The organism is Paenibacillus sp. FSL H3-0469, assembly GCF_038051945.1.
In the GTDB taxonomy this organism is placed as follows: Bacteria; Bacillota; Bacilli; order Paenibacillales; family Paenibacillaceae; genus Paenibacillus_AQ.
Map to the genome: position 1 here is coordinate 4,062,861 of NZ_CP150302.1, position 26,458 is coordinate 4,089,318.

General features: G+C 55.3%; 18 protein-coding genes, 1 pseudogene and 1 riboswitch. Of the genes and pseudogenes, 5 read left to right on the plus strand and 14 right to left on the minus strand.

Annotation, left to right across the window (positions count from 1 at the left end; all coding sequences use genetic code 11):
• Positions 1-4: 4 nt before the first annotated feature.
• From NSS83_RS17770 to NSS83_RS17800, 7 genes are read right to left on the minus strand one after another with little or no spacing between them, the layout of a single operon-like run.
• Positions 5-1,642, minus strand: coding sequence for a PucR family transcriptional regulator ligand-binding domain-containing protein (locus NSS83_RS17770; protein ID WP_341183482.1), 1,638 nt, complete (start codon positions 1,640-1,642; stop codon positions 5-7).
• Positions 1,643-1,658: 16 nt separating this feature from the next.
• The gene (locus NSS83_RS17775; RefSeq protein WP_341183481.1) at positions 1,659-2,087 is read right to left on the minus strand and encodes a cupin domain-containing protein; all 429 of its coding nucleotides are present in this window, start codon (positions 2,085-2,087) and stop codon (positions 1,659-1,661) included.
• A gap of 38 nt (positions 2,088-2,125) precedes the next feature.
• Positions 2,126-3,196, minus strand: a complete 1,071-nt coding sequence (locus NSS83_RS17780) for a ring-opening amidohydrolase (RefSeq protein ID WP_341183480.1) — start codon at positions 3,194-3,196, stop codon at positions 2,126-2,128.
• On the minus strand, positions 3,193-3,945 hold the full coding sequence (locus NSS83_RS17785; RefSeq protein ID WP_341183479.1) for an ABC transporter permease: 753 nt from the start codon (positions 3,943-3,945) through the stop codon (positions 3,193-3,195). Before NSS83_RS17785 ends, NSS83_RS17780 begins: the two co-directional genes overlap by 4 nt.
• Positions 3,942-4,751 carry an ABC transporter ATP-binding protein gene (locus tag NSS83_RS17790; protein WP_341183478.1) on the minus strand — a complete coding sequence of 270 codons (810 nt, stop codon included), beginning with the start codon at positions 4,749-4,751 and terminating at the stop codon, positions 3,942-3,944. The genes NSS83_RS17785 and NSS83_RS17790 overlap by 4 nt, the downstream gene beginning before the upstream one ends.
• Positions 4,752-4,765: 14 nt before the next feature.
• Positions 4,766-5,779, minus strand: coding sequence for an ABC transporter substrate-binding protein (locus tag NSS83_RS17795; protein WP_341346163.1), 1,014 nt, complete (start codon positions 5,777-5,779; stop codon positions 4,766-4,768).
• A 25-nt stretch (positions 5,780-5,804) separates the two neighbouring features.
• Positions 5,805-6,488: an isochorismatase family cysteine hydrolase gene (locus tag NSS83_RS17800; RefSeq protein WP_341346164.1), complete on the minus strand. Its 684-nt coding sequence runs from the start codon at positions 6,486-6,488 to the stop codon at positions 5,805-5,807.
• Positions 6,489-6,993: 505 nt separating this feature from the next.
• A riboswitch (cyclic di-GMP riboswitch) is annotated at positions 6,994-7,086 on the plus strand.
• A gap of 105 nt (positions 7,087-7,191) precedes the next feature.
• On the opposite strand from NSS83_RS17800, the gene NSS83_RS17805 reads away from it, so the two are divergent.
• Both NSS83_RS17805 and NSS83_RS17810 read left to right on the plus strand, forming a co-directional pair.
• The gene (locus NSS83_RS17805) at positions 7,192-8,811 is read left to right on the plus strand and encodes a flagellar assembly protein A (protein WP_341346165.1); all 1,620 of its coding nucleotides are present in this window, start codon (positions 7,192-7,194) and stop codon (positions 8,809-8,811) included.
• A gap of 28 nt (positions 8,812-8,839) precedes the next feature.
• On the plus strand, positions 8,840-9,814 hold the full coding sequence (locus NSS83_RS17810; protein ID WP_341183474.1) for an aldo/keto reductase: 975 nt from the start codon (positions 8,840-8,842) through the stop codon (positions 9,812-9,814).
• Positions 9,815-9,913: 99 nt separating this feature from the next.
• On the opposite strand, the gene hcp is transcribed toward NSS83_RS17810, so the two are convergent.
• The gene (hcp, locus tag NSS83_RS17815) at positions 9,914-11,566 is read right to left on the minus strand and encodes a hydroxylamine reductase (RefSeq protein ID WP_341183473.1); all 1,653 of its coding nucleotides are present in this window, start codon (positions 11,564-11,566) and stop codon (positions 9,914-9,916) included.
• A gap of 132 nt (positions 11,567-11,698) precedes the next feature.
• Between hcp and NSS83_RS17820 the strand changes: the two genes are divergently transcribed.
• Both NSS83_RS17820 and NSS83_RS17825 read left to right on the plus strand, forming a co-directional pair.
• Positions 11,699-12,403, plus strand: a complete 705-nt coding sequence (locus tag NSS83_RS17820) for a Crp/Fnr family transcriptional regulator (protein WP_341183472.1) — start codon at positions 11,699-11,701, stop codon at positions 12,401-12,403.
• 15 nt (positions 12,404-12,418) lie between these two features.
• Positions 12,419-13,825 (plus strand): annotated as a pseudogene (locus NSS83_RS17825) (aldehyde dehydrogenase); the annotation flags it as partial.
• A gap of 355 nt (positions 13,826-14,180) precedes the next feature.
• Here the strand turns inward: NSS83_RS17825 and NSS83_RS17830 are convergent.
• Positions 14,181-14,546, minus strand: a complete 366-nt coding sequence (locus tag NSS83_RS17830) for a DUF6713 family protein (protein WP_341183471.1) — start codon at positions 14,544-14,546, stop codon at positions 14,181-14,183.
• Between the two features lie 166 nt (positions 14,547-14,712).
• The gene (locus NSS83_RS17835; protein WP_341346166.1) at positions 14,713-17,676 is read right to left on the minus strand and encodes an ABC transporter substrate binding protein; all 2,964 of its coding nucleotides are present in this window, start codon (positions 17,674-17,676) and stop codon (positions 14,713-14,715) included.
• Between the two features lie 219 nt (positions 17,677-17,895).
• Here NSS83_RS17835 and NSS83_RS17840 point away from each other — a divergent pair, with 219 nt between their 5' ends.
• Positions 17,896-18,873, plus strand: a complete 978-nt coding sequence (locus tag NSS83_RS17840) for a LacI family DNA-binding transcriptional regulator (RefSeq protein ID WP_341183469.1) — start codon at positions 17,896-17,898, stop codon at positions 18,871-18,873.
• Between the two features lie 375 nt (positions 18,874-19,248).
• Here the strand turns inward: NSS83_RS17840 and pgmB are convergent, their stop codons facing one another.
• The 4 genes from pgmB to NSS83_RS17860 form a co-directional block, all read right to left on the minus strand.
• The gene (pgmB, locus tag NSS83_RS17845) at positions 19,249-22,326 is read right to left on the minus strand and encodes a beta-phosphoglucomutase (RefSeq protein ID WP_341346167.1); all 3,078 of its coding nucleotides are present in this window, start codon (positions 22,324-22,326) and stop codon (positions 19,249-19,251) included.
• A gap of 48 nt (positions 22,327-22,374) precedes the next feature.
• Positions 22,375-23,466, minus strand: coding sequence for a carbohydrate ABC transporter permease (locus NSS83_RS17850; protein ID WP_341346168.1), 1,092 nt, complete (start codon positions 23,464-23,466; stop codon positions 22,375-22,377).
• Complete coding sequence (locus NSS83_RS17855; protein WP_341346169.1) at positions 23,466-24,581, minus strand: sugar ABC transporter permease; 1,116 nt, start codon at positions 24,579-24,581, stop codon at positions 23,466-23,468. Before NSS83_RS17855 ends, NSS83_RS17850 begins: the two co-directional genes overlap by 1 nt.
• A 136-nt stretch (positions 24,582-24,717) precedes the next feature.
• Positions 24,718-26,148, minus strand: a complete 1,431-nt coding sequence (locus NSS83_RS17860) for an ABC transporter substrate-binding protein (RefSeq protein WP_341346170.1) — start codon at positions 26,146-26,148, stop codon at positions 24,718-24,720.
• Positions 26,149-26,458 lie beyond the last annotated feature (310 nt).

Consider the following 26,458-nt stretch of genomic DNA (forward strand, 5'->3'; position numbering starts at 1 on the left):
GGCTTCATCTCCTTCTCTGCGTATCGGTGCCGGACCTGCGGCCCTTGCTCATCTCATGCAGCTTCAGCGCAAGCTGCAGCTCCAGCATATCGTCACCGTCATCCTGGCCGAGCCCCAGCAGCTCACAGGCCCGGTCAATCCGGTAGGTGACCGTATTATAATGAGTGAATAGCTCCCCGGAGGTCCGCTTCACGTTGCGGTTGCACTTGAAATACAGCTGGAGCGTCTGGAGCAGCGAAGCGTTATGCTTGCGGTCGTACTCCAGCAGCGGAGCAATATACTGATCCCTGTACTCCGTAATCTCCTCCAGCTCGGGCAGATGGTACAGCAGCCGGAAGACCCCCAGCTTCCGGTAATCGACATAAGATCCGCGGTATCCGCTGATTTGGCGGATACGGGCGATTTTGCGGGAGGATTCATAGCTGAACCGCACCTGATCGGGGCCGTCCGCAAGATCGCCAATACAGAAGGCGCAGGTCCCGCTGACAAACACCCGGTTCATCTCGGCCAGCAGACGCCCCAGCGTCTCCTCCAGCGGAAGCTCCGGCTGCTCCGGCACGGTCAGAACCAGCTCCCCTTCAAGGATGGTGAGCTTCACATGCTGAAGGTCTGCCCGGGCACGCACCCGCTTCACTACCTGCTGCAGCTGCTTAAGCTCGGGCTTATCCTCCAGCCATCCGGCGGTTACAGCACGCAGCGGGCGCTCCGGGAGCGGGCAGCCGCAGGCCGCGCCGCGCAGCTTCAGATCCTCGGCAGCGGCAATCCGGCCGCTGATCCAGTCCTGCAGGAACTGATCCACATACTTCAGCTCCACCTCGCGGCGGGCTCCGGCATTGATCATTTCCAGCCCGACCAGCACACCGACCCTGTCAATCGTTAACTGATCCACTACCGACAGCTCGCTGTTCCACTCCAGCAGCACCAGCAGACACTGGTCTGCTCCCTTGTCATTGACGGCTGAGACATAAGCGCGGATACGCCGTTCTCCAACGGTGAGGAACGTAATGCCGAGACTGCCTTCCTGGCGGAGCTGTATCCAGGCCGGAAGCTGCTCCTCCAGCTGTAGCGCATCCGCCTGCGGAGAACAGAAGAGCTGATCGGTATCGTCCAGCAGGACGACCGGATTATGCAGCATCCCGTCCAGAGTCAGCAGGAAATCCTCAATCCCGTCGCCATGGAGAAGCTGCTTCGACAGCTTCTGGAACCGGCTCTGCAGCTGCGAGAGCTCCCGCGCCTCCTGCACCAGCACCCGCTCCATAATGTCGCGGACCACATCGGAGAAGGAGGTGGAGGCGGGCAGCTCGAAGATCGGAAAGCCCAGCTGATCCGCCAGCTCCAGCGCCCGCGGCGGAATCTCATCGATATAACGCTTGGTTTTGATCCCGAGCGCGGACACTCCCTTCTGGTCCAGCTGCGGAATAATCTCTGCGAGCAGCTCCGGCCGGTTATGAAAGGGGAAGCCGCTCGTAATCAGGAACTCTCCCGGACGGACCCAGTCAATAACATCGGGAACCTCCATCACATTGACCCGGTTAATATAACGCCCAAGGCCGCCGGCTCCGGCCAGCAAAGCCGCTTCCTTCAGATCGGGAATCAGCAGAATATCGCTGCAGGTCAAACCGGTAATTACATTGCTGCCCATGGCTCCGCCGCCTTTACTATAGCTTGGAAGAATAGATATCCTCGATTAGTGTAGTGCCGAAGAAGCTGTTCCCCGGCACCTCCGCCTCCGCAGGTACAAAAATACTGATCTGCTCCGAAGGAGAATCCCCTGTATTCCGGACAGAATGAACGACGCCAGCAGGCACATGGAACGTATCTCCGGCCCTGTAGCTGTACCACTCCCCGTCACATAGCAGCTTGACCTCTCCTACGGTAATATGAATGATTTCGACTACATCATGATAGTGCGGCAAGACCTGACCGCCGATCCCCAGCTTCTCCCACAGAATCGAGCTCATGCGGATGCCCAGGCGGTCCGCCTCCTTTGCCGAGACAATCTCCCGGTGATACAGCTCTATGTGATTCGGCATAAGCTCCCATGTCATATCTGCTGCTGCCAGCACTTTCGTTTCCTGTGTATGCATATTCGATTCCCCCATGATGGATAAAATGTTGTTGTATCTTACCTGCGGCGGAACACAGCCGCCACCGGCCCTCCGCCCTTCGGCCCCTGATGCTCGCCTCCGCCGGAGACATAGATCATCGGGTCGCCGCCGACATAAGCCAGCACACCGCCGACTACAGCCCGCGCATGGCGGGTATGATTGATATCCGAGTCGTCCAGCATGATATGGCGGCGTCCGCGGATGACGCCATCGGGATCAGCTTCCGCCTTGGCCAGCACCTGTACCAGCTCTTCACCGGGATACCGGTCCAGCAGGCCCTGAAGCGCAGCACCATCCACAGCATCCTGCATCACGGCATGGTCGATGTGGTACGGGCCGTCCGCAGACAGTGAGTTCCCGAACACAATCACTTCGCAGCAGGACAGCTCACTGCCCGCTGAAGTAGAGGCTACCGCGCTGAATTGAGTCCAGTCCGTGCAGATATCTTCCTCCTGTAGAGAGGCACGATCCACCTCACCCAGCGCTACCCCGGCACCAAGTGCAGAGGCTCCTCTGGAATAGCCCATCGATTTATAAGTATCCTCTGTAATGAGTGATACCCCACGGCTGTGCGCCTCATAGATCTGTTCAGCGGTAAGCAGCGGACACTTGATCTGCACAAAATGCACATCCCCCGGTGAGGTGATGCCGGCATCCATAACCGCCCGGGTCACGGCATCCGCCACGGCGTCTGCCTGAGGGAGCCGGCCCAGCTCCTCCGGACGGAAGCTCCGGGTTCTTGCCACACCAATGGCGAGTGACTTCAGGCCATCAGCGACCACACCCGGCTCCCCCTCTCCGCTGCGGCTAATAACTGTGAAGTGCGGGCTGAGCACCCCCTCCGTACCGCCGGACATCACATAGGAGATATCGGCAGCTCCTCCTTTTGCCGCTTCAGCAAAGAAGCCTTTCAGTGCCATAACCGCATAACCCCGCGTAAAATCATTCACACAGCCGTTGCCCTCCGTCTTCCCCAGTACCGCAACCACTTCCTCCGGCCGGAACAGCCCCGCTTCCACCGCTGCGCTTAATCCCGACATATCATGCGGCGCGCCTGCAGGGATTCGGATAACCGAGCAGTTCATCATAGATCATCGCTCCTTGTCCAGAAAATAACCCGTTTCTCCAGCAGCCCGATACACCAGAACAACAGCAGGCCGCACAGCGCCGAAGCAATAATAGCCGAGAACATCACCGGCGTATCCATATGATAGGAAGAGACCAGCACTACATAACCCAGTCCCTTATTGGCTCCGACAAATTCGCCGACGATGGCACCGACGATGGCCAGCGAGGTGGAGATTTTGAGGGCAGAGAAGATATAAGGCAGACTCGTCGGCAGCCGCAGCTTCCAGAAGATTTCGCTCTTCGTCCCTTTGTAGGTGGAGAACAGCTCCCAGGCTTCGTATTCAATCGCCTTAAGCCCCTTAACACTGTTCACCAGAATCGGGAAAAAGCAGATCAGCATCGAAGCGATTACCTTCGAGGTATATCCGGTTCCCAGCCAAACGACCAGCAGCGGGGCCAGCGCCACCAGCGGCGTAGTCTTAAGGGCAATGGCCAGCGGGAACATTCCCTTCTCCATCGGCTTGGAATGCACGAAAATCACTGCGGTAGCCAGGCCGAGGATATTGGCGAGAATGAACCCGGTCAGGGCTTCACCCAGCGTAACCAGCGTATGCGACCAGAGCGAGCCATTAATAGCCGAGACTACCTGTGTAGGTGCAGGCAGCAGATACATGGGAACCGCCAGAAGACGTACAGCCAGCTCCCACAGCAGCAGGAAGCCGAGCGCAAACGTAACCGGGTACAGGGTGTCTTTGATTTTGACCGTCATAGATGCTTCACCCGCTTTCTCAGTTCCTTGACAATCCGGTGGAATTCCGGCAGCTCTTCCATGCCCGCTTCACGCGGGGAGGGCAGCGTCACCGGAATGATATCCGTCACACCGGCAGGCCGGGGAGACATCATCACGACCCGGTCCGACAGCAGCGCGGATTCATGAATCGAATGGGTAACCATTACAATGCTGCTTAGACTGGTCTCCGGGCTCTCCCACAGCCGCAGCAGCTCGAAATTCAGCTTCTCCCGCGTCAGCTCATCCAGCGCGCCGAACGGCTCATCCATCAGCAGCACCGTCGGATCGGCCGCCAGAGCCCGGGCAATCGCCGCCCGCTGCTGCATCCCGCCGCTGAGCTGATGCGGAAAGTGGTTCAGATAATCCTGAAGGCCGACCAGGCGCAGGGCACTTTCTGCTTTTTCACGTGCCTCGGCTTTGCTGAATTTCTTCTTCTCGCCCAGCTCAAGCGGCAGCATTACGTTCTGCAGCGCACTGAGCCACGGCATCAGGACCGGCTTCTGGAAGACCATGCCCAGGGACAGATCCGGGGAGGCATACGCCACTTCTCCACCGGCCTCCGGACTTAACAATCGCAGCATCAGCCGGAGTGTTGTAGATTTCCCGCAGCCGCTCGGTCCGAGAATCGAAATGAACTCATTGCGGTATACGTCAAGACTGACCTGATCCAGCACAGGCACGTTGCCGAAGGAAAGAGAGCAATTGCGCAGGGAGAGCATCGTTTCCCGGGTACCGGGATGCTGCGCGGAGGCAGCATCCAGCTGTTCTTTGATCGCTGTTGTCATTATCGGGTCCCTCCTTATTTCAAAAACTCGTTGGTGAACAATCCGCCGATGTCCTGTTCCTTTTTCACAAAGCCCAGCTCGACCAAATTCTTCTGCAATGTCTCCCAGGACGCCTCGTCCATTGAGCCCAGCGGAAGCTTCTCCGGATCAAGCAGCGGAATGCTGGCCTTCATCATATTGACCTCATGCTTCAGATCCAGCTTCTCGCCATATTTCAGACCGAATTCCGCTGCCTCCTCCGGATGCTTGACCGCATAATCCCAGCCCTGCATAGATGCCTGCACGAAGCTTGCGACCATCTCCGGGTCCTTCTTAATAACAGACTCCGTGGTGAACAAGGTATCGGCATAGAAATTGATGCCATAGTCGTTCGGATCAATAATATTCACTTCCTTGCCTTGCTCCTCTACAGCCAGCACCTCATTAATGACATATCCGGGCCAAGCCTTGACCTGACCGGTTAACAGCGGACTCAGATCATATTTGACCGGCATCTCTTCAATTTTCGAAGGTTCGATGCCCGCACTTTTCTCCATGGCACGGAAGGTCAGCTCTTCGTTTCCGCCCAGCTTAATGCCTACCTTTTGCCCGACAAGATCCTCCATTGTCTTGATCCCGGACTCTTTGAGCGCGAACATGACGAACGGGGTTTTGCGGTAGATCGCGGACAATGCTTTGACCGGGACGCCTTTCTCTCTGGCAATGACGACCTGGTCGGCACCGGTAACTCCGAACTCCTCACTGCCGGAAGCTACCATCTGCACAGCCGGGAAATCCGAGCCCCCCGGGCGGATCTCAACATCCAGCCCCGCTTCTTTATAGAAGCCTTTTTCCACTGCGGTATAAAATCCGGCAAACTGCGCCTGATGAATCCACTTCAGCCGGAGCACCACCTTTTTCAGCTCGCCTGAGCCTTCTGCTCCCTGTCCTTCGGCCTTTCCGGCATCCGTATTGTTACCGCAGGCGGTCAGGAGCAGCATTAGCGAGGTTAACAGCATCAGTGCTTTCGTTCTGGACTTGTTCCACATGGTAATTCCCCCGTTTATGAATGATTTAGTATTGCTCCAGTGCCTTAAGCACCGCTTGCGAATCACTTACACTGCCGAACACCCCGCCCTGCATTTGAACCATATTCAACGCCGCCAGGTGATTCGCTTCATCCGTCGCTCCCGTGCAATCCGCAAGGATCAGACACTCGTACCCCCGGTCATTGGCCTCCCGCATCGTGGTGTGTACACAGACATCGGTAGTAATACCAGTCAGAATCAGATGGGTAATTCCTTTATTCTTCAAGATTAGGTCCAGGTCGGTTGCATAAAAGCTGCCTTTGCCCGGCTTGTCTATAATGTACTCTCCGCGGGCAGGCGCCAGCTCCTCAATGATTTGCCAGCCGCGCTCCCCCCGCACGAGGATTCGCCCCGCCGGTCCTTCGGAGCCGATCTCGGCCCCGATCTGGCGGCTGCGCCAGCGTTTGTTCGCCGGCAGATCCGACAGATCCGGCTTATGCCCCTCGCGGGTATGAATCACGGTGAACCCTTCGATGTCCCGGATACGTGCCAGCAGCCGCTGAATGGGCTGAATCGCCCGCGCCGTTAATGAGAGATCATAACCCATTCTCTCGACGTAACCGCCCTTGCCGCAAAAATCCGTCTGCATGTCGATAATCATCAGCGCTGTCTTCGCCGGGTCCACTGCCCCGTCATAAGGCCAGATGTAAGGTGTTGCTGCAATCTGCATGGTTTATGCTCCTCTCCTGATGTCGCTATCTCTATTAATGTTAGTTTAGTTAACATTAACTCGCGTTTCTTTGGTATGAGTTAGATTATATTACAACGAATTTGTGATGTCTTCGGTTTTATTACGAAATAATACACTGAAAGTTTGTGTTTATTTACATAGTTAACACATATATGACATAATCATTCGCAATACTGCTTATTAAAAAGGAACAGTCCGGGTTTTACCAAGCCCAGGGTGTTCCAACAGCTGAATACCCGCATTTCTTCTCATCTCCCTCTTCCATAAGCTGTAAGCGCTGGGAAACCAGTTTTTTTGTCGAAATAGAGCTGCATATTTCGAGTTTTTTGATAAATAGGCATAATATAGTTGAAAAATAGCTCTTTAAGTACTAGAATTAAGCTTGTTTGCAGAAGTTAATGACGCATAAGAACTATTTATGATTCTTTTTGTCGATTGCAGTCGATCACAATTCATCGCCTCTACAGGATGTATATCATTGATCTATTTCTAAAGGCAAACTTCCCGAAAGGGCAGGACGCAAAGCTATGGGCCTAAGAACGCCAGAATCCGCGTTTACGGTTGCCAGGCTGCCAATAGAGACCACTTAAGCCAGCTGTTCAGGAGGAAGACTTCCGGGCTTGATGATGTTCTTTTTCTGTACGAATTGCCATTGATCATACGAAAAAGTGAGGTTACAACCATGCCGCAGCAGGATATCGAACCAAGCCGATATGAATTCGTAGAGTCCCTGATGCTTGAACGTAAAGGTCTCCTGGATTCATTCTCTGTGGAGGGCCGGACTTCTGACGGGACAACTGGAGATAAGAATGGAATTATCCTCGTGCAGGACAACCAGATATTCATTACTCCCCCGCTCCCCGGAGGCGCTCCCGCCCGCATTTCTGCGATCCACCCTGTTGTCCTGAAGATCAACTGGAAGACCGTTACAGAGCCAACCGAGGTGACCAAGTCAGATTATATTACCTGGGAGATCTGCGAGAAGCCGCAGTATGAAATTACCGTATCGCCTGACAAGCTCAAGGTCCACTTCACTTTATACCGTGCAGAGAAGTACGCCTGGAATCTGGTTAACTGTCCCGCCGCCTTCGAGGCGGTCGTCCGTGCCCAGCCCAACCCGGCGGTGCTGCTGTCCACGCTCACCATAGAACAGATTATTTCTTCACTGGACAACCGTTTCATTCTGCGCAGCCTGAACATTCCCGCCCTGTACGCGGAGCTGGAGAATCCTACATATCTTCCCGTATGCATCGCAGAAGGAAGAGCTCCGCTGCCCGGCAAGGAAGCCCGGCTGGAATTCCTGCTGCCGGAGCATACACTGGAGGGGAACAGAATGCTTGGGGGACAGGAATCCCCCGCTCAGAAGCCTGCGGAACCCTTGGAGTATCTCCGTTTCCCGGGAGCTCCCTTTACCTTTGCAGGTGAGGTCTTCGCCCGCAAACTGCCGCCGGAGGAAGGCATTCCCGGCCTCGACACAGACGGAAGGGTTCTGCCCCCTCCCCCGCCGCAGGATATCTACTTTGCTGCCGGCAATCATGCCAAGCTCCTTCCCTGCGGTAATATCGTAGCCAACCACACAGGCAGACCCCGCATCTGCGGAGGAAGCGGCAGCATCCGGATCTGCGACTTCCCTCCGCTCTGTCTGCTGACCAGAGAGATGACAGAGCCTGCGGGCGACGTTATGTTCGCAGGCGACATTATTGTACCGGGAGATCTGGAAGGATCTGTACGGATCGAAGCCCTGGGGAATGTGTACGTCTATGGCGATATCCGCCAATCTACGATTATAGCCACCGGCAGTATTTATGTTAGCGGCCAGGTTACCGGCAGCGGCCTGTACGCCGGATATGCCGGGGTACAGCAGCATCGTCTGCACAGCCTCGCAGGACTGCTGCGTATAGAAGTGGACGGACTGCGTGAGGCGGCACGCCAGCTGGCCAAGAACGTAGAGTCCCGGCAGCAATCGGTGAATTACGGTCTGGTGGTCATGCTGCTGCTGGAGGATAAATACAACCACCTCGATAGCCTGATCCGCGATCTTGAGGCTACCCTGAGCCGTATGAACGGAGAGTTCGGCTCCGGCACAGACCCGCTCCGGCATATGCTTGAGGTGTTCACCCACCCGGGGCAATTCACCGGATACATTACGGATAGTGTCCTAAGCAGCTTCTCCAGGCTGCTCCTCAAGCTGGGCGAGGAGATCGAACTGCTCGAGGAGGAGCATGCAGTAATTAATCTCGCCCGTTCGCAAGGCAGCCGCCTGGAGTCCGGCGGCAAGCTGCTTGTGCGGGATTCTTGTTAAGTACTACTAGATAAGGAGAAGTGAGAGCATGCGATATAACCGTCTAGGCAATAGCGGCCTTCAGGTGTCCGCCCTGGGTCTTGGAACCAATTCATTCGGTAAACGGGCAGATCAGGAGACCTCGGTCCGCATTCTGCACACCGCTATGGGTCAGGGCATCAATTTCATCGATACCGCCAATATCTATGCCGGCTCTGAATCGGAGCGGATCATCGGCCTTGCGCTTGAGGGCAGACGCCATAACGCAGTGCTGGCGACCAAAGCCGGATTGCCGAAGCATGAGGGACCCGGCGGCAGCGGCTCTTCGCGCCATCACCTGATGCAGGAGCTGGAGGGCAGCCTGCGCCGGCTGAAGACTGACTATGTGGATCTGTATCAGATCCACACCTTCGACCCCTACACACCGCTGGAGGAAACGCTGCGCACGCTGGATGATCTGATCTCCGCAGGCAAGGTGCGGTATATCGGAGCCTCCAATTATGCCGCCTGGGAGCTGATGAAGGCGCTTGGAATCAGCGAAGCCCGCAGCTGGGCGAAATACATCTCTATCCAGTGCAGCTATTCGCTGGCTGACCGCACGCCCGAGGCCGAGCTGCTTCCGCTCTGCCTGGATCAGGGGCTGGGCATCATCCCCTACTTCCCTCTGGCGGGCGGTATCCTTACCGGCAAATATGCCGGCAGCGGCAAGGCCCCTGCCGGCTCCAGAGCAGAGACCGATCCGAACTTCCGCCGCTTTCTTACCCCGGAACGCATCTCGCTCGGGGAGCAGGTTCAGGCCATTGCGGAAGGGCTGGGCACCTCACCTGCGGCTCTATCCCTGTCCTGGCTGATGAACCGGCCCGCCGTCTCCACGGTGATTGTCGGCGCGACTACAGTAGAGCAGGTCCAGCATAATTTGCAGAGTCTCTCTGCTTCGCCGGATGCGGAGGTACTTGAGCAACTTGACCAGGCTAGCGCCGCCTTCCGCACCGGCGAGCCGTTTGCGGTCTACCGGCTGCCATAAGCGCTGACGGTAACGTTCATATCTATACACACAAAGCGAGCCCCCGTATACATATACGGAGACTCGCTTTTGTGTTTTTTGGCTCATATTGAATTTGTATTATACCGCAGCGATGAACCGCTCCATATCTTCCTGTACGGTAGTAATACCGCCGATACCAAAGGTATCTACCAGAACCTTGGCTACATTAGGCGACAGGAAGGCCGGAAGCGTAGGGCCCAGATGAATGTTCTTCACGCCCAGATGCAGCAGCGCCAGCAGGACGATCACCGCTTTTTGCTCATACCAGGCAATGTTATAGGAGATCGGAAGATCGTTAATATCCGCAAGACCGAAGACTTCCTTCAGCTTAAGCGCTATAACTACAAGAGAATAGGAGTCATTGCACTGGCCGGCATCAAGCACGCGCGGAATTCCGCCGATATCGCCAAGCGCCAGCTTGTTATATTTGTATTTGGCACAGCCTGCGGTAAGGATCACCGTGTCACTGGGCAGCTCTGCTGCGAAGTCGGTGTAATAATTCCGGCTCTTCATCCGTCCGTCGCAGCCGGCCATGACGAAGAATTGCTTGATCGCGCCGCTCTCTACCGCTCCAACCACCTGATCTGCCACATTCATTACAGCCGCATGGGCGAAGCCGCCGACAATCTCTCCGGTCTCAATCTCTACCGGAGCACTGCAGCTCTTGGCCTGCTCGATCAGAGCTGAGAAATCCTTCTCACCATCAGTGCCTGCCGCGATATGCTGAATTCCCGGATAACCGGTGTTGCCTGTCGTGTATAGCCGGTCTTTGTAGCTGTCCTTCGGCGGTACAATGCAGTTGGTGGTCATCAGAATCGGACCGTTAAAGCTGGCAAATTCCTCATTCTGCTTCCACCAGGCATTGCCGTAGTTGCCTACGAAGTGGCTATATTTCTTGAAGGCGGGATAGTAGTGGGCCGGCAGCATCTCACTGTGCGTATACACATCCACTCCGGTACCCTCGGTCTGCTTCAGCAGCGTCTCCATATCCTTGAGGTCATGACCGCTAATCAGAATACCGGGGTTTGTACCTACACCAATATTGACTTTGGTAATCTCAGGGTTGCCGTAGGCTGCGGTGTTCGCACGGTCAAGCAGGGCCATTACATCCACGCCGAACTTGCCGCATTCCAGCACCAGGGCTGTCAGCTCGCCGCCGCTCAGACTGTCATCCAGGGCAGCAGCCAAGCCTTTTTCCATAAAAGCATGTGCGCCCGCTTCATAGAAGCCCAGCACTGCGGCATGCTCCATGTAAGCAGCCATTCCCTTCAGGCCATAGGTCAGCAGCTCGCGCAAGGAACGGATATCCTCATGCTCCGTAGCAAGCACGCCCACCGTTGCCGCCTTCTCCATCAGCTCTTCATCGGTCACCGCATTCCAGTTCGCCGCGTCATGCTCCGATAAATGGGCCATCACTCCGGCATCGGCCACTCTGCTGCGCCACAGGTCCCGCAGGGCCAGTCCTTCCCGAACCTTCGCCGTGAAGAATTCCGGCACAAAGTTGGCATTGGTAATCGTAGCGAACAAGCTCTCTATAATGAATTTCTCCGTTACCGGATCGGTGATCCCCAGTTCGCGCCCGCTGCGCGCGAAGACGGCAATGCCTTTGAGTGTATATACCAGAAGATCCTGCAGATTCGCTACCTCACTAGTCTTGCCGCACACCCCCTGAATCGTACAACCCGTCCCCTTAGCTGCCTCCTGACACTGGAAACAAAACATTTCGCTCATTACCTGAATCACTCCTTATCATTATTGGAACCGCTCTGTGCCTCGCCTTTACAGTTACCAATAATTGTAGTAGACTTTCGTCTATCAATCGGTAACGAATGTTACCAATCACTACACATCGGGAGGAAAAGTATGAGACCGGAGCCTGCTACACTGCAATCCTGCCTGCTATTTCGCGGAAAGTCCGCAGAAGAGATCGGACAGCTGCTGGATACACTGGCTTACGCTGTCAGCTCCTACCACAAGAATGCGATTATTCTGGCAGAGGGTGATCCGGCAGACCGGCTCGGGATTCTGCTCTCCGGCCGCATCGAGGTGCAGAAGACACACCCCACCGGCAGCAGTGTGACCATCGCGCATCTGAAGGAGGGACAGACCATCGGCGAAGCCGTATTATTCCGCAGGAATAACACCGTGCCCGCCACCGTCACGGCCACTGGCCCCTGCAAGGTGATGTTCATCAGCAAGCAGGAGCTGCTGAGATTATTCGCGGCCGACACCGATATCCTCACCCGCTTCATCGAGAATCTGTCCGAGCGGCTGGTGCTGGTGAACCGGAAGATCGAGAACCTGTCCGCCGGTCCGCTGCGCCGCCGTATCGTAGACTTCCTGCTGGAGCAGGGAGAGCAGCAGGAATCCGATACCTTGAAGCTTCCCTTCAGCCGGAAGGAATGGGCCGAGCATATGAATACCGCCCGCCCTTCCTTGTCGCGGGAGCTGGGATTCCTGCGCGATCAGGGCTGGATCGAATTCAAGGGCAATGAAATCACCCTGCTGAACCGGAGCCGGATGCAGGATTACATCCAGACTCTACCCTCTTCAGCAGGTAATCTGTAGGAACCGCAAACGACCGAGGAGGATACAAGCATGCCACCGTCCACTGCAGGGCAGATTGACCAACTGCTGGCTGAGCACAGACAATGGTTCGCCAGCGGAGTTACGAGAACCCACGGCTTCCGGCTGGAGCAGCTTCGGAAACTGAAGGAGGCCATCTCACGCAATGAAACCCGGATTATTGCTGCACTGAGCCAGGATTTGCATAAAAGCGAGTTTGAGGCTTATGCCACAGAGATCGGATTCACGCTGGACAGCATCGGCTATATGATGAAGCATCTACGGCGCTGGATGAAGCCGGTGAAGGTAGGCTCACCACTGCATCTGTTTCCGGCGCGGAGCAGAATCATAGCCGAGCCTTACGGAACGGCGCTAATTATCGGGCCGTTCAACTACCCGTTCCAGCTGCTGATCGAACCGCTGATCGGTGCTATCGCCGCCGGGAACTGCGCCGTACTGAAGCCCTCCGAGAGTACACCCGCTACCTCCGCTGTCATCGAGGATATGATCCGGGAGACTTTTGATCCCGCTTATATCCGGGTAGTACAGGGCGAGAAGGAGACGACGAATCTGCTGATTCATGCGGCATTCGATTATATTTTTTTTACCGGAAGTGTGCCTGTAGGCAGAATTGTTATGGAAGCGGCGGCGAAGAACCTGGTGCCCGTCACCCTTGAGCTGGGCGGCAAAAGCCCGGTAATCGTAGACCGGAGTGCTGACCTGGAGACCGCCGCGAAACGGATTGTCTGGGGGAAGCTGATCAATGTGGGGCAGACCTGTATTGCGCCTGATTATCTGCTGGTCCACAGCGAGGTGGCAGCGGAGCTGATTGAGCGGATGAAGCGCTGCATCACCGATTTCTATGGCACCGACATCCGGCATAACACAGACTATGGGCGGATCGTGAATGAACGCCAGCTGCGGCGGATCGGAGAGATGCTGGAACGGGACCGCGATAAGCTGATTCTGGGCGGGACAGTGATCCCTGAGGAGCTGTATATCGAGCCGTCCTTGATCTATCCGGCGGAATGGAGTGACGCTTCCATGGAGGACGAGATCTTCGGGCCTGTGCTGCCAATTATGGAGTATACCCGGCTGGAGGAAGCCATCCGGAGCATCAACGCCCGTCCGAAGCCGCTCGCTCTCTATCTGTTCACCCGCGATAAGCAGGTGGAGCAGCAGGTGATGACCGGGGTGTCCTTCGGCGGCGGCTGCATCAACGATACCATCTCCCATGTAGCCAGTACCCGGCTGCCGTTCGGCGGTGTCGGGAACTCCGGGATCGGCGGCTACCACGGCAAATACAGCTTCGACCTCTTCTCCCATCACAAAAGCATTGTTAAGCGGGGCACCCGGCTTGACCTCGGCATTGTCTACCCGCCTTACGGCAGCAAGGTCAAGCTGGCGCGGAAGCTGCTGAAGTAGTGCGGGGCGAGACGAGTAGCGCCATTGTCACGTGAATTGCCGGTTTAGAAATTCTGCCCATAATGCAACATTCCCCTGTTTATTTCGGCTCAATTTTAAAAATGTTGCACAAAAGGAAGCATTTCCTCTTCCCCAAGCGGGTTAACGGTACAATTGATGCAATTTGTACAACAAGCCGCATGAACACATGGCATCTTGGGCTTCAAGTTGCAACAATTACAACACTTCCTCTGATGCAGCATGTATTTAACCAATTAGAAACGGCTGCACCGTCCTTTTAAAGGACGGTGCCGTTTGATTTACTCATTTGGCCTGCGTCCAGTGATTTCAAGTGCACTATAGGTGGCTGATGCTGCTACAAATACATTAACCCAACAAGATGCAACAAACCCAATAGGCCCATTGGATATATAATTAATCTAGAGTATAGGTTCTTGAAATTATTACTTGGATGCTTCTCAAAGAAAAAATGGGCGATCGAGTGAATAATTAAAAATATGTCTATTATAACGAAAGATAACAGCTGTTGACTTATAAATGAAAACAGTAACAAGGCATACAACGGCAGATGCAAAATTGTGAATACTTTAAAGGCACGTTCATCTGTCAACTCTCTCAGGAAGATAAACATCCTCCATTCTCTGGCTCTGATTGCATCCATTTCGTGCACAAGCAAGAGAGCAAAATTAATCGAAAAAATCGTTAGTAAAATTGATGACAAGCCTACACCTCACTTATTGATATACTCAGAGTTAATTACATCATAAATAGATAGTTACGTTTCGGGACACGGAAAGGTTCCGGTGAACTACATAATCCCACTTCTTCCCCATGTTGCCGTATTACTCTGTGAGAAAACCCGGACTTCTTCGGTTCACAGCTTAATCTCAACCCGCCATCCGCCCCGCCACCCAGCCCGCGACCTCTTTCTCCGGAATAGGCTTGCTGATATAGTAGCCCTGAATTTTGTCACAGCGGGTCCGCTCCAGAAAAGCAAGCTGCTCCGGGGTCTCCACCCCTTCAGCCGTAACGTTCAGTCCCATATCATGGCCGATGGTGACGATGGAGCTGGCCAGCGACATATTGTCCGGGGTATCGATGCTGTCGATGAAGGACTTGTCGATCTTCAGGGTAGTAATCGGGAGCTGCTTCAGATAGCTGAGTGAGGAATAGCCCGTTCCGAAGTCATCCAGCGCAATGCCAATGCCTCTCTCCTTGAGCGCCTCCAGCTTGGAACTGATCGCCTCGAAGGATTCCATGAAGATCGACTCCGTAATCTCCAGCTCCAGATACTCCGGCGCAAGCCCGGTATCTTCCAGCACGCTCAGCACCATCTCCGTGAAGTCATCCAGCATCAGCTGAATGACCGAGATATTAACCGAGATATGATAGCCCTCATAGCCCTGATTCTGCAGATCCTTGGTGAACCGGCAGGCGGCGCGCAGCACCCACTCACCTATGGGGACGATCAGGCGGCAATCCTCGGCAATCCGGATGAAGGATAAGGGGGAGACGAAGCCGAGCACCGGGCTGTTCCAGCGGATCAGCGCCTCGAAGCCCCACAGCTCACCTGTGCCGGTATCCACCAGCGGCTGGTAATGCAGCGACAGCTCATTATTGGATACCGCGCTTCTTAAGTGATTCTCAATAATCATCCGTTCGTCAAAATACCGCTGCATCTCCTGCCCGTAGATCATATAGCTGCCCTTGCCCGCTTCTTTGGCCTTGTACATGGCAATATCGGCATTCTTCAGCAGCTCTTCCGCATTCCCTCCGTTCTCCGGGTACCCTGCAACTCCAATACTGGCTGAGATATGCACCACACCCGCATGAAGCTGGAACGGCTCCTTGAAGCTCTGTACCAGGGAATCCGCATAGCGGATCACCTCACCCGCCTCTGCCACATCCTTGAACAGAATCACAAACTCATCGCCGCCGAAGCGAAAATGCTTACTGCGCCCGTCAGAGCGGCTAAGCAGCCGTTCACCGACCTGCACCAGCAGCTCATCCCCGAAGGTATGGCCCATGGAGTCATTAATGTACTTGAAGTTATCGATATCCAGGAAGAACAGCGCCGCATGGCCGCCGGAATGCTCTTCAATGAACCGCTGCAGCTCCTCGGATAACGACAGCCGGTTCGGCAGACCGCTAAGCACGTCGTTATAAGCCAGCAGCCGGTACTTCTCCTCACTGATCTGCAGCAGCGCCTGATTCTCCACCACCTTGTTATACTGCTCCAGCAGCTCATCCTGCAGAGCAGTCAGCTCCTCATAGGTCGATTCCAGCTCCTGATAGCTCGTCTGCAGCTTGCTCTCATAGCCTTTGCGGTCCGTGACATCCACCATCGATCCGGCAAACCGGATATATCCGCCGCCCGCATTACGCAGCACCTTGCCCCGCGCCTGAAACCACTTGTATTCGCCTGTCTTGCTGCGCATCCGGTATTCAGCGTAGTAGTAAGAAGAACGACCCTCCAGATGCTGGATGCGCAGCCGGTTCTCCTGCTCGGCATCCTCCGGATGGAGGATATCCCGCCAGCCGCCGCGGCTCTCATTCAGCTCATCCCGGGCATATCCGAGCACCTCATACCAGCTGTCCGAGAAGTAATAGATCATCGTAGACATATCAACGTCCCAGATTACCGCATCCGAGCCGTAGGTTGCCAGGCTGAAGCGTTCATTGCTTTTTTCCAGGTTGCTTCTAATCCTTCTGACCAGCTGCACATAGAATAACAACACCATAATGAAGGTTACCAGCACCGCAAAAGCAGCCACGATGCTTAGCACCAGCACCTTGTAGGTCTGATAGAAGGAGAACGGCTCGTTAATCACTTCGCTGCCCTTCGGCAGCTTCTCCGGCGATATCTTGAAGCGCTGCAGCTCATTATAATCAAATACCTTACGTACATTGCTGTCGGTCACTACCGGGATATCTCCGGCATGCTCTCCCTTCAGGATACGCTGCGCCAGACCGGCCGCTGCCTGCCCCTGCATTCTGCCGCTGATCAGACCGCCGCCGAAGGCGCCATGGTTCAATGCAAAATCGTAGATATGGTACACCGGAACACTGCTGCTCTTGCCCAGCTCGCTTGCGAACCTGTCGAACTCCACAATTCTTCCGGTAGAGTCACTATAATATGTAGTCATCAGTATAATACTGTCCGGGGACAGCGCCGATGCCGTAGCTTTGATCTGTTCCATGGACAAGCGGTTCATAGGGAACAGCGCAAGCCCCGGATTCAAGGAGCTAATCTGATCCATCACCATCCGGCCGGTCGACAGCCCGCTCTCCGAATTATCGAAGACGACATACACCTTTTTCAGCGAAGGGTTAAGTTCCATGGCCATACGGATGGTGGGGGAAGCATCGATTTTCTCAATAACGCCTGTCATGTTGCGCTTATCCGGGAGGCTGTCCACCCCCAGCTCGTTGACCCCGCTGAAAATAATCGGAGCATCGTTCAGAAGCTCATGGCGGTATTTCATCGCGAAGCTCAGCGCCGCATCGTCCGTTGTAATGATCGTATTAATATGGATGTTCTGATACTTGAAGCGGATGGTTTCGTAGAAATGCTCGAGGTTCCCCTGCGTGGGGTACCTTTTCCAGTCCATGTATTCGGTGTAGATGACGGGAGGATTAGCGGTATCTTTGAGACGTTCCTCTATTCCTGCACTTTGGTCATCGGTCCAGGCGAAGCCCTTCTGATAGGAATGCAGCACCAGCACGTTCCGGGCGGGAAGCTCCTCGGCTGCGGCGAATGCAGCTCCTGCCGGGCCTGTCGTATACAGGAAGATCAGCAGAGGCACAAGCAAGCTTCTTAACAACCTGAGATGAATATGATCTACACTCATTCGCACACTCCCGTTCATCTATCTCATAATCGGAATCTGACAAGTCGAAGGATAATGTATACATGGGGCTTTATTACGGGGACTGCTTTGATACAATTATAGGGGGAAAAGGTGTTTTTAGAAACAACAAAAAGCGACAGCAGCCGCCCCAATTGGACAGAGCCGACCGCTCACGTTAGAATGAATCTGCAGTTGACTGCTCAGACAGGAGGCCTGGCCATGCCGACCATCAAAGACGTTGCGCTGAAGGCTGGCGTATCGGCAACCACCGTATCCCGGGTACTGAACAACAGGGGTTACTTAAGCGAGGAATTGAAGCACAAGGTGCACCAGGCGATGGAGGAGCTGAATTACCGGCCGAACGAACTAGCCCGCTCCCTTAGCCGCTCCAAATCCAACATCATCGGACTGATTATTCCGCATGTGTCTTTGCCTTTTTTCGGCGAATTGACCAGTCATATTGAAGAACATGCCTACCGCGAAGGCTATAAGCTGCTGCTCTGCAATTCGTGGCAGGACAAGCAGAAGGAACAGGAATACATCCACATGCTGCGCGCAAGCCGGGTAGACGGCATTATTATGGGCAGCCATACGCTGGAGGTGGAAGCCTACCGGCAGATGAATCTGCCGCTGGTGACGTTCGACCGGCAGATCTCACCGGATATCCCTTATGTCTGCTCGGATAATTATGAGGGAGGCAAGCTCGCGACAACTCTTCTGATTCAAAAAGGCTGCCGGCACCTCGCCCATATCGGCGGGCATCCCAAGCTGAACATCTTATCCCATCTGCGCTGCGTGGCCTTCGAGGATATGGCGAAGCAGCACAGCCTGGAGTATGTCACCCTCCATACGGACAACAACAGCTTCGACTTCGAAGCCTACGAGCAGCTGCTCGGGCAGCTCTTCCTGGAGCATCCTGAGGTGGACGGGATTTTTGCGGGCAGCGATATCATCGCCGCCTATGCCCTGAAGGCCTGCCGCACCAGAGGACGGCGCGTCCCGGAGGATGTGAAGATCGTCGGCTATGACGGCATTATGCTCCGCAGCCTGCTCGACCCGCCGATCACCACCATCCGCCAGCCGATGGAAGCGATAGGCCAGCTGGCCGTGGATCTTATTCTGCAGCAGGTGCAGGGCCAGAGCGTGGCCGCTGCGCATATTTTGCCTGTGGAGCTGGAGGAGGGAGGGACTACTTGAGGGGGATACTTGAGCGGGCTACTTAACTGCATTCTGTACAACTATATCGTCTGATGTAACGCCGAAAAACCGTTTAGCTGTATTTCGTACAACTAAAATGCCAGCCATACCCTGTTCCCGCCCTTTTGGGCAAATTTAGTTGTACAGACTACACTTAGAAGAAGAACTCCTGCCTTTTACGGTTTTTAATTGTACAGAATACATCTATCGCCGAAAGTTGGCCTCGAACAAAACTCCATACAGTGCCGCATTTATGAGTGTAGCCGAACAAGCCTCTGCATAGCTGCAGAGGCTTGTTTAATCTCATAGTAAATGAAGTGTAATATGAACGAAATCAACTTTTGAGTAAATAACGTTCTATTCCCCGCCGGCGGCCTAACGCGCGAACAGCTCAAGCAGCTTCACGGCATCCAGCTCCGCCGTAGAAGGCAGCACCAGGTCGGCCGCGCCAAGCTGCCCGGCCGCGCCGATGCCTACAGCCTTCATGCCCGCCGCCCGGATCGCGGCCACGCCTGCGGCTGCATCCTCCACGCCGATGCAGTTGCCCGGCGGAACACCCAGCTGCTCTGCCGCCTGCAGGAAGATCTCCGGGTCGGGCTTGCCCTTCCGGAGCACAGCCGGGTCGGCAACCGCCTGGAACCACCGGGCTGCGCCGAGGCGCTCCAGAATCAGCGGCGCATTCAGGCTGGCCGAGGCCAGCCCCACAGCGATTCCCCGCCCGTGCAGGGAATCGAGCAGCTCCCGGATACCCGGCAGGAGGTCCGCCGGGGTGATCCGGCCGATCATCTGCCGGTAATGATCGTTCTTCTTCTCCGCCAGCCGGAGCTTCCCGGCCTCAGGCAGCTTCGCAAGGCCGCTGCCCTCCAGTACGATCTCCAGCGATTCCATCCGGCTGACACCCTTTAGCCGTTCATTCTTTTCCCGGCTGAAGAGTATACCCAGCTCATCCGCGAGGGCCTGCCAGGCCAGATAATGAGCCTCGGCGGAATCTGTAATCACACCGTCGAGATCGAAGATTACGGCCTCCAGCCGGTGCGCCAGCGAAATCCTCACCGGCTCCTGCGGAAGCAGCCGCAGCGGCTGCTTCTTATGCCTGATCTCAAGCGTCGTTCCCTCCAGCAGCGTATACACTACCGCTTCACGTTCAACGAAGATATCCAGCAGTTTACCACCCACTGTAACCTTAAAGCGGTAGCTCTCCCACTGCTCCGGCAGGACAGGGGCAAAACTCAGCTCCCCCTGAGCCAGCCGCATGCCCCCAAAACCATTCACAATCGACATCCAGGACCCGGCCATCGCTGCCATATGCAGCCCGTCCTTGGCATTGTGGTTGATATCGTCCAGATCCATCCGCACCGTGCGGCCGAAATAACGGTATGCCCCGGCCAAATCTCCGATCTCCGCAGACATAATACTGTGGATACAAGGAGACAGCGAGGAGTCATGCGTCGTTAACGGCTCATAATAATGATAGTTGCGGAGCTTATCCGCCAGGCTGAACTTATCCCCGAGCAGGAACAGCGCCATAATCAGGTCGGCCTGCTTCAGCACCTGATGCCGGTAGATTACAAGTGGATGATAGTGGAGCAACAGCGGATATTTATCCGCAGGCGTATGCTCGAAATCCCATTTTTGCTTACTCAGGAAGGTGTCATCCTGGGCATAAATGCCGAGCCCCTCGTCAAAAGGAATGAACATGCCTGCGGCGGCATCCCTCCAGCCCTCTGCCTCTTCCACGGATAGCCCTATCGCCTGCCGTAGCCGTTCGTAATCCGCCGGATAATCCCGCTGAAGCAGCAAAGCTGTCTCATAGGCATACTGGAGCTGATCCTGCACCATGAGATTGGTATAAGCATTGTTATTCACAATCGCTGTATATTCATCCGGCCCTGTTACTGCATCGATGCAGAAGGCCCCTCCTCGCGCGGGGTTATAGTGGCCCAGATCGGCCCAGAACCTTGAGGTCTCGAACAGTATCTCCGCACCCCGGCTAACCAGAAAATCTATATCACCGGTCGCCTGGACATATTGCTTCAGGCCGTAGGCAATGTCGGCGTTAATATGCGCCTGGGCAGTGCCTGCGGGGAAGTAGGCAGAGTTCTCCTCGCCGTCAATGGTCCGCCACGGGTACAGCGCCCCCTTCTGCGACATGACTGCTGCCCGTTCCCGCGCCTTACCGAGCGTTGCATACCGGAAGTCCAGCAGCGCCCGTGCGATCCCCGGCTGCGTGAAGGTGAAGAACGGCAGCATGTACATCTCCGTGTCCCAGAAATAATGCCCCTCATAGCCTTCGCCGGTTAAGCCCTTGGCTCCGATATTCGTTGCTCCGTCCCGGCCCACGGATTGCAGCAGCTGATAAGCATTGAAGCGGATGCCCTGCTGGAGTGCAGGATCACCGCTAATCTCCACATCAGTCTGAGCCCAGAATCTGTCCAGATACGCCTGCTGCTCCCCGGCCAGACCGGTGAAGCCCAGCTCCTTGGCCAGCGCCAAGGCTGCAGCACTCCGGCCGGGCAGCTCCTCCTCCCCATAGTCCCTGGAGGTGTGATACGTTATATATTTGGTAAGCGTCACAGTCTCTCCGCTGCGCACAGCAGCGGCATAACAGACGGAGATGCGCTGAGCGGTCAGCTGGTGGCCCATCCCGCGCCCGGACTTCGCCTGCAGCGCATGGCTGACAGCGGTCAGCAGCGCGAAGCGTGTATGCCGGGTCCGCTGCTTCATCCACAGGTCCCCGGATACTTCGTCATAACCGGTGTCCTCCAGCAGCAGGCTGGGTAAAGCGCTGCCCGCTCCCAGCCTAGGATCATCCGTTGCCTCCGGCCGCCGGATCTCGCCGTCCACCACAGAATCGAACTTCAGTGTCCCGGAGAAGTTCAGCGCCGTCACGGCATAGTCGATAGCGGCCAGATGCTTGTGCGTCAAGTTAACCATCCGGCGGATCACCAGCAGCACCCGGTGCCCGGCGGGAGATTCCCACTCCAGCTCGCGGTGCAGCATGCCGCTCCGCATATCCAGCCGGCGCTTATACCGGTGCAGCTTCCCCTGATCCAGCCGGAATTCATGGCCTTCGATGCTGAGCCGGATGATACGGGCATCGCTCACATTCAGCATAGCCTGGTTGCGGGAGGGATACCCGAAGGCTCCCTCAGGATAGACAACCGGCTCAGAATCAAAGAAGCCGTTCAGATAATTTCCGGCTACCGAAGTCCCCGCGTTGCCGTGATAGCCTTCCTCGAAATTCCCGCGCATGCCGATATAGCCGTTGCCGAGTGCGAAGACACTCTCGCTCCGCTGATTGTATTCATCCTCATAGTGTTCCTCTTCAATACTCCACTCCCTGTAAGGATATAAGGCGGCAGGATGCTCACAGGACTTCATCTTTATTTTCATCTCCGTGCGTATATCCGTGCCTATCTCCGTACTTATCTCCGTTCTTGTCTCCGGTCTCATCTTCGTATTCTCCTCCCGATTGCCGACTTCTCTTGTCCCAGCCGCAGATCAGCCCTTGACTGAGCCGCCCATCAGCCCCCGGACGAAATACTTTTGCAGCAGGAAGAAGATCGCCAGCGGCATCAGCATCGAGATAAAGGCGGCCGAGGTCAGCAGATGCCAGTCATTGCCGCGGGAGCCGACCAGATCGGCGATCTTCATCGACATGACCTGCACCGACGGCTGGTTGCCGATGAAGATCAGCGACACCAGATAATCATTCCATACCCAGAGGAACTGGAAGATCCCGATGGAAGCGAGTGCAGGTACGGAGAGCGGCAGAATCAGTCTGCTGAAAATAGTAAAGTGGCTCGCGCCGTCAATAAAAGCTGATTCAAACAGATCCTTCGGCAGCTGGCTGATGAAGTTATACATAAAGTACGTAACCAGCGGCAGTCCGAAGGCCGTATGTGCCAGCCAGATTCCAAGATAACTGCCGTTCAGCCCAAGCGCCGTGTAATCCTTGAGTACCGGAATTAGTGCAACCTGAATCGGAATGACCAGCATCGCAATAATGATGACGAACAGTGTCTTCCGTCCCGGAAAGCGCAGCCAGGCGAAGGCATATGCGGCAAAAGAGGCGATCAGCACCGGAATCACCGTCGCCGGAACAGCAATCGTCAGTGTATTCCAGAACGCCTGCGACAATCCGCTCCCCTTCTGCACCGTCTCGCTGCCATCCGCTTCCTTGAGTGTGTACTCCTTGCCGGATAGCACATTCTTGTAGTTGTCGAGCGTGAGGTCAGGCAGTGCTTGCCAGCCCTGCTCCTGCATATTAACCGTGCGTGCCCGGCGGTTCTCCCACATCAGCCGGCTGTCATCCGCCTTCACACCTGCCTTGAGCTGTTCATCCGTATAGGTCTTGCCGTTCACCTCAATCGGCCCCCGCAGATCCACCTCCTTGGAGAGCTGCACCGTCTCGCCCGCTTTCCATTCCTGATGGGGGAACACCTTCCACCAGCCCGTCTGCAAAATATCCGCTGCGGGACGGAAGGAGGAAGCGAAGAGTCCGAACGTCGGCAGAATCCAGAGGAAACAGATGACGCCCAAAATCAGATTGACGGCTGTTTTGCTGCCCTTTTTTTTCTTGGTGCCAACCATTAGAATCCCCCCTGCTTGCGGAACTGCCGCAGATTAATAAGAATAACAGGCAATACCGCGATCAGGAGCACGATAGCCAGCGTAGAGCCGTAGCCGAAGTTACGGTACATGAAGAACTGCCGGTAGAACTGCGTCGCTACAACTTCTGTATCGTATTGACCTCCTGTCATCACCATGACAACGTCAAATATTTTCAGCGTAAAGACAATAATCGTGGTGGTTACCGTCAGAATTGTTGTGGAGATGTAAGGAATCATGATGCCAAAAAAGATCTTCACCTCACCCGCACCATCCACCCGTGCAGCCTCCAGAATATCCTCGGGCACTCCTTTGATGGCTGCGGAGAAAATGACCATCGCAAACCCCGTCTGCATCCAGATCAGAATGATAATAAGGAAGAAATTATTCCACGGCTGCAGCATACTCGTCCAGGCCTGCGGTTCACCGCCGAAATAGGTGACAATCGCATTCAATAGTCCAATCTGCTCATCGCCCGGCTGATAATAATAGACGAACTTCCAGATGACCCCGGCGGCAACAAAGGAAATAGCCATCGGCATGAAAATAATAGATTTGGCGATCCGCTCATAGCTGCTCCGGTCGGCAAGAATGGCAATCAGCAGCCCGAAGCAGACACAGGCCAGCGTGCCCACGAACACCCAGAGCAGGTTGTTGCGCAGAGCCGTAGCCATCAGACGGTCGCTGAAGATCGCGGCGTAATTGCTGAGTCCGACGAACTTCTCGGAGGACGCGTTGAAGAAGCTTAAGTACAGCGTCCGCAGGGCAGGCAGAATCAGCAGCCATCCGAGAATAAGGACCGCCGGTCCGACAAAAACATAAGGCAGCACCTTCCTGCGGACATGCTCCGGGTACTGCTCCACTGCCCAGGTCAAGGTGTAATAGATCAGATATACGCCCAGCACGCCCCACAACACTGCGAGCACCGCAGTCAGCAGCGGATGAAGCGTTGAATCGCGGAAAAACAGGAAAATCAGCCCGTTGACCACAATATTCGCAAGCAAGACGCCCAGCGACAGCAGCACTGCCCTGCCGCTGATTCTCTGACTGGCCTGCGCTCCGGCGGCACCCGGCTCCGGCCTTATTTGTGCATCCATATCGGTTCCTCCTATAGGCTCTGTTGGAGCAGAGCCTTCTTCATAAGCACCCGTTAACACCAGTTAAGGGGCAGGCCTGATTGTTCAAGACCGCCCCTTCAACCTCTTGGCGTCTAATTCCGCGCTTGCCTGGTCCTTAGTTCTTCCAGCCTGACTGAATCTGCTCCAGGGCCTGATCCAGCGTAGCAGTTCCGCTCACATAGTCAGTCATGCCTTTCCAGAAGGTACCTGCACCCACCTTACCCGGCATCAGGTCCGAGCCATCGAAGCGCAGAGTCGAGGCATCCTGTACCAGCTTCGCCATCCGGCGGTCGGATTCGGACTGGTACCAGTCCAGAGAAGCATCATTCATTGGGGCAATGACGCCGCCGGATTGCACCCAGCTTTTGATCGATTCGCCAGTGGTGAAGAATTCCATTACCGCGCGTACCTCCGGTCGGTCATTGAACATGGCGTAGATGTCGCCTGCCACCAGAACCGGCTTGCCGTACTGCTCATCAATCGGCGGGAGATAGAACCAGTCATAGTCTGTATCCACCTTGGCCGTTTCCGGGAAGAAGCTGGTAATGAAGTTCCCCATCAGGTTGAACCAGGCTTTGGGCGGGTTCTCGAACATCGGCTTCGGAGCATCACCGAAGGCAGTAGTGACAATGGATTTAGCACCGCCGTAGACATAATCCTTGTTCAGCCAGATCTTGGACATTACTTCCACCGCGTTCTTCACTTCAGGCGAAGTGAACGGCAGCTCCCCGCTTACCCACTTGTCATAATTCTCAGGCGTCGTAGTCCGCAGCATGATGTTCTCTACCCAGTCGGTTGCCGCCCAGCCGGTTGCCGCGCCGCTCTCGATACCGATTGCCCAGGCCGGATCACCGTCTTTGGCGATTTGCTCCGTCAGAGCCATCATTTCATCCCAAGTCTGCGGAACCGTATATCCCGCTTCGTCAAATTGTTTCTTCGGATACCAGACCAGGCTCTTCACATTGCTGCGGTTCCAGATCCCGGCCATAATCTTGCCATTCTTGCCGTCCATGGTGGACATATCCAGCCAGCTCTTATTGTAATTGGCCGTCAGCTTCGCCTGATCCAGCACCCCGGTCAGATCGATAACCTTGCCGGTCTTAGCAATAGAGGCCAGCAGGCCCGGCTGCGGGAAGTCCGCGATATCCGGCGCATTGCCGCCATCGACCCGGATATTAATCGTGGCTTCGAATTCCTTGGAGCCTTCGTATTGAATATCAATGCCGGTTTTCTCTTCGAATTCCTTAATACTGCTCTCGAACTTCACCTGGTCCGCATCGACAAACGGTCCGAACATCGTGACCTTCGTGCCTTTGTATTCACCCTTCATCGCCAAGTCCAACGGGCTGCCTGCCGCAGCGGGATTTGGGCTATCTGTTGATGCTGCGTTGTTATCTGCCGAAGGTGCTGCTGTCGGCGCTTCTGTAGCCGCCGGGGCCTGCGTTGGTGCAGCGTTGTTGTTGCCGCCGCAGCCGCTGAGCATCATGGTGAAGGATAGACACAGCACCATCGCAAGTGACAGTTTACGTGCTGGAGCTTTCTTCATTGTTTCATACATCCCCTTTAATTGTTTTTAGAGACTGCATCAAGCCAGCTTCATTACCGGAACCCCTTCCGGCAGCGCAGCAACTCACCCCCTTATCGAAATTCACGGACACCAGGCACCCACACTCATTAACACCGCTAATTCAAACGTACATTATCCATATCCCACTATAATGTATGCGCTTCCAATATTGCGTTAGTACCTTCTGCTGCGGGTTCGTTTCCTGAAACAATTCCTGAACCGGCTCCCGAAACGATTCGCTCGCATTCCTGTAACCCGCCACTCTGAAAAGCTTTTCAGAATGGCCCAA

Bases quoted from the DNA above. Each gene is read 5' to 3' on its own strand.
- NSS83_RS17770 (WP_341183482.1), bottom strand. From the start codon at position 1,642: ATGGGCAGCAATGTAATTACCGGTTTGACCTGCAGCGATATTCTGCTG.
- NSS83_RS17775 (WP_341183481.1), bottom strand. From the start codon at position 2,087: ATGCATACACAGGAAACGAAAGTGCTGGCAGCAGCAGATATGACATGG.
- NSS83_RS17780 (WP_341183480.1), bottom strand. From the start codon at position 3,196: ATGATGAACTGCTCGGTTATCCGAATCCCTGCAGGCGCGCCGCATGAT.
- NSS83_RS17785 (WP_341183479.1), bottom strand. From the start codon at position 3,945: ATGACGGTCAAAATCAAAGACACCCTGTACCCGGTTACGTTTGCGCTC.
- NSS83_RS17790 (WP_341183478.1), bottom strand. From the start codon at position 4,751: ATGACAACAGCGATCAAAGAACAGCTGGATGCTGCCTCCGCGCAGCAT.
- NSS83_RS17795 (WP_341346163.1), bottom strand. From the start codon at position 5,779: ATGTGGAACAAGTCCAGAACGAAAGCACTGATGCTGTTAACCTCGCTA.
- NSS83_RS17800 (WP_341346164.1), bottom strand. From the start codon at position 6,488: ATGCAGATTGCAGCAACACCTTACATCTGGCCTTATGACGGGGCAGTG.
- NSS83_RS17805 (WP_341346165.1), top strand. From the start codon at position 7,192: ATGCCGCAGCAGGATATCGAACCAAGCCGATATGAATTCGTAGAGTCC.
- NSS83_RS17810 (WP_341183474.1), top strand. From the start codon at position 8,840: ATGCGATATAACCGTCTAGGCAATAGCGGCCTTCAGGTGTCCGCCCTG.
- hcp (WP_341183473.1), bottom strand. From the start codon at position 11,566: ATGAGCGAAATGTTTTGTTTCCAGTGTCAGGAGGCAGCTAAGGGGACG.
- NSS83_RS17820 (WP_341183472.1), top strand. From the start codon at position 11,699: ATGAGACCGGAGCCTGCTACACTGCAATCCTGCCTGCTATTTCGCGGA.
- NSS83_RS17835 (WP_341346166.1), bottom strand. From the start codon at position 17,676: ATGAGTGTAGATCATATTCATCTCAGGTTGTTAAGAAGCTTGCTTGTG.
- NSS83_RS17840 (WP_341183469.1), top strand. From the start codon at position 17,896: ATGCCGACCATCAAAGACGTTGCGCTGAAGGCTGGCGTATCGGCAACC.
- pgmB (WP_341346167.1), bottom strand. From the start codon at position 22,326: ATGAGACCGGAGACAAGAACGGAGATAAGTACGGAGATAGGCACGGAT.
- NSS83_RS17850 (WP_341346168.1), bottom strand. From the start codon at position 23,466: ATGGTTGGCACCAAGAAAAAAAAGGGCAGCAAAACAGCCGTCAATCTG.
- NSS83_RS17855 (WP_341346169.1), bottom strand. From the start codon at position 24,581: ATGGATGCACAAATAAGGCCGGAGCCGGGTGCCGCCGGAGCGCAGGCC.
- NSS83_RS17860 (WP_341346170.1), bottom strand. From the start codon at position 26,148: ATGAAGAAAGCTCCAGCACGTAAACTGTCACTTGCGATGGTGCTGTGT.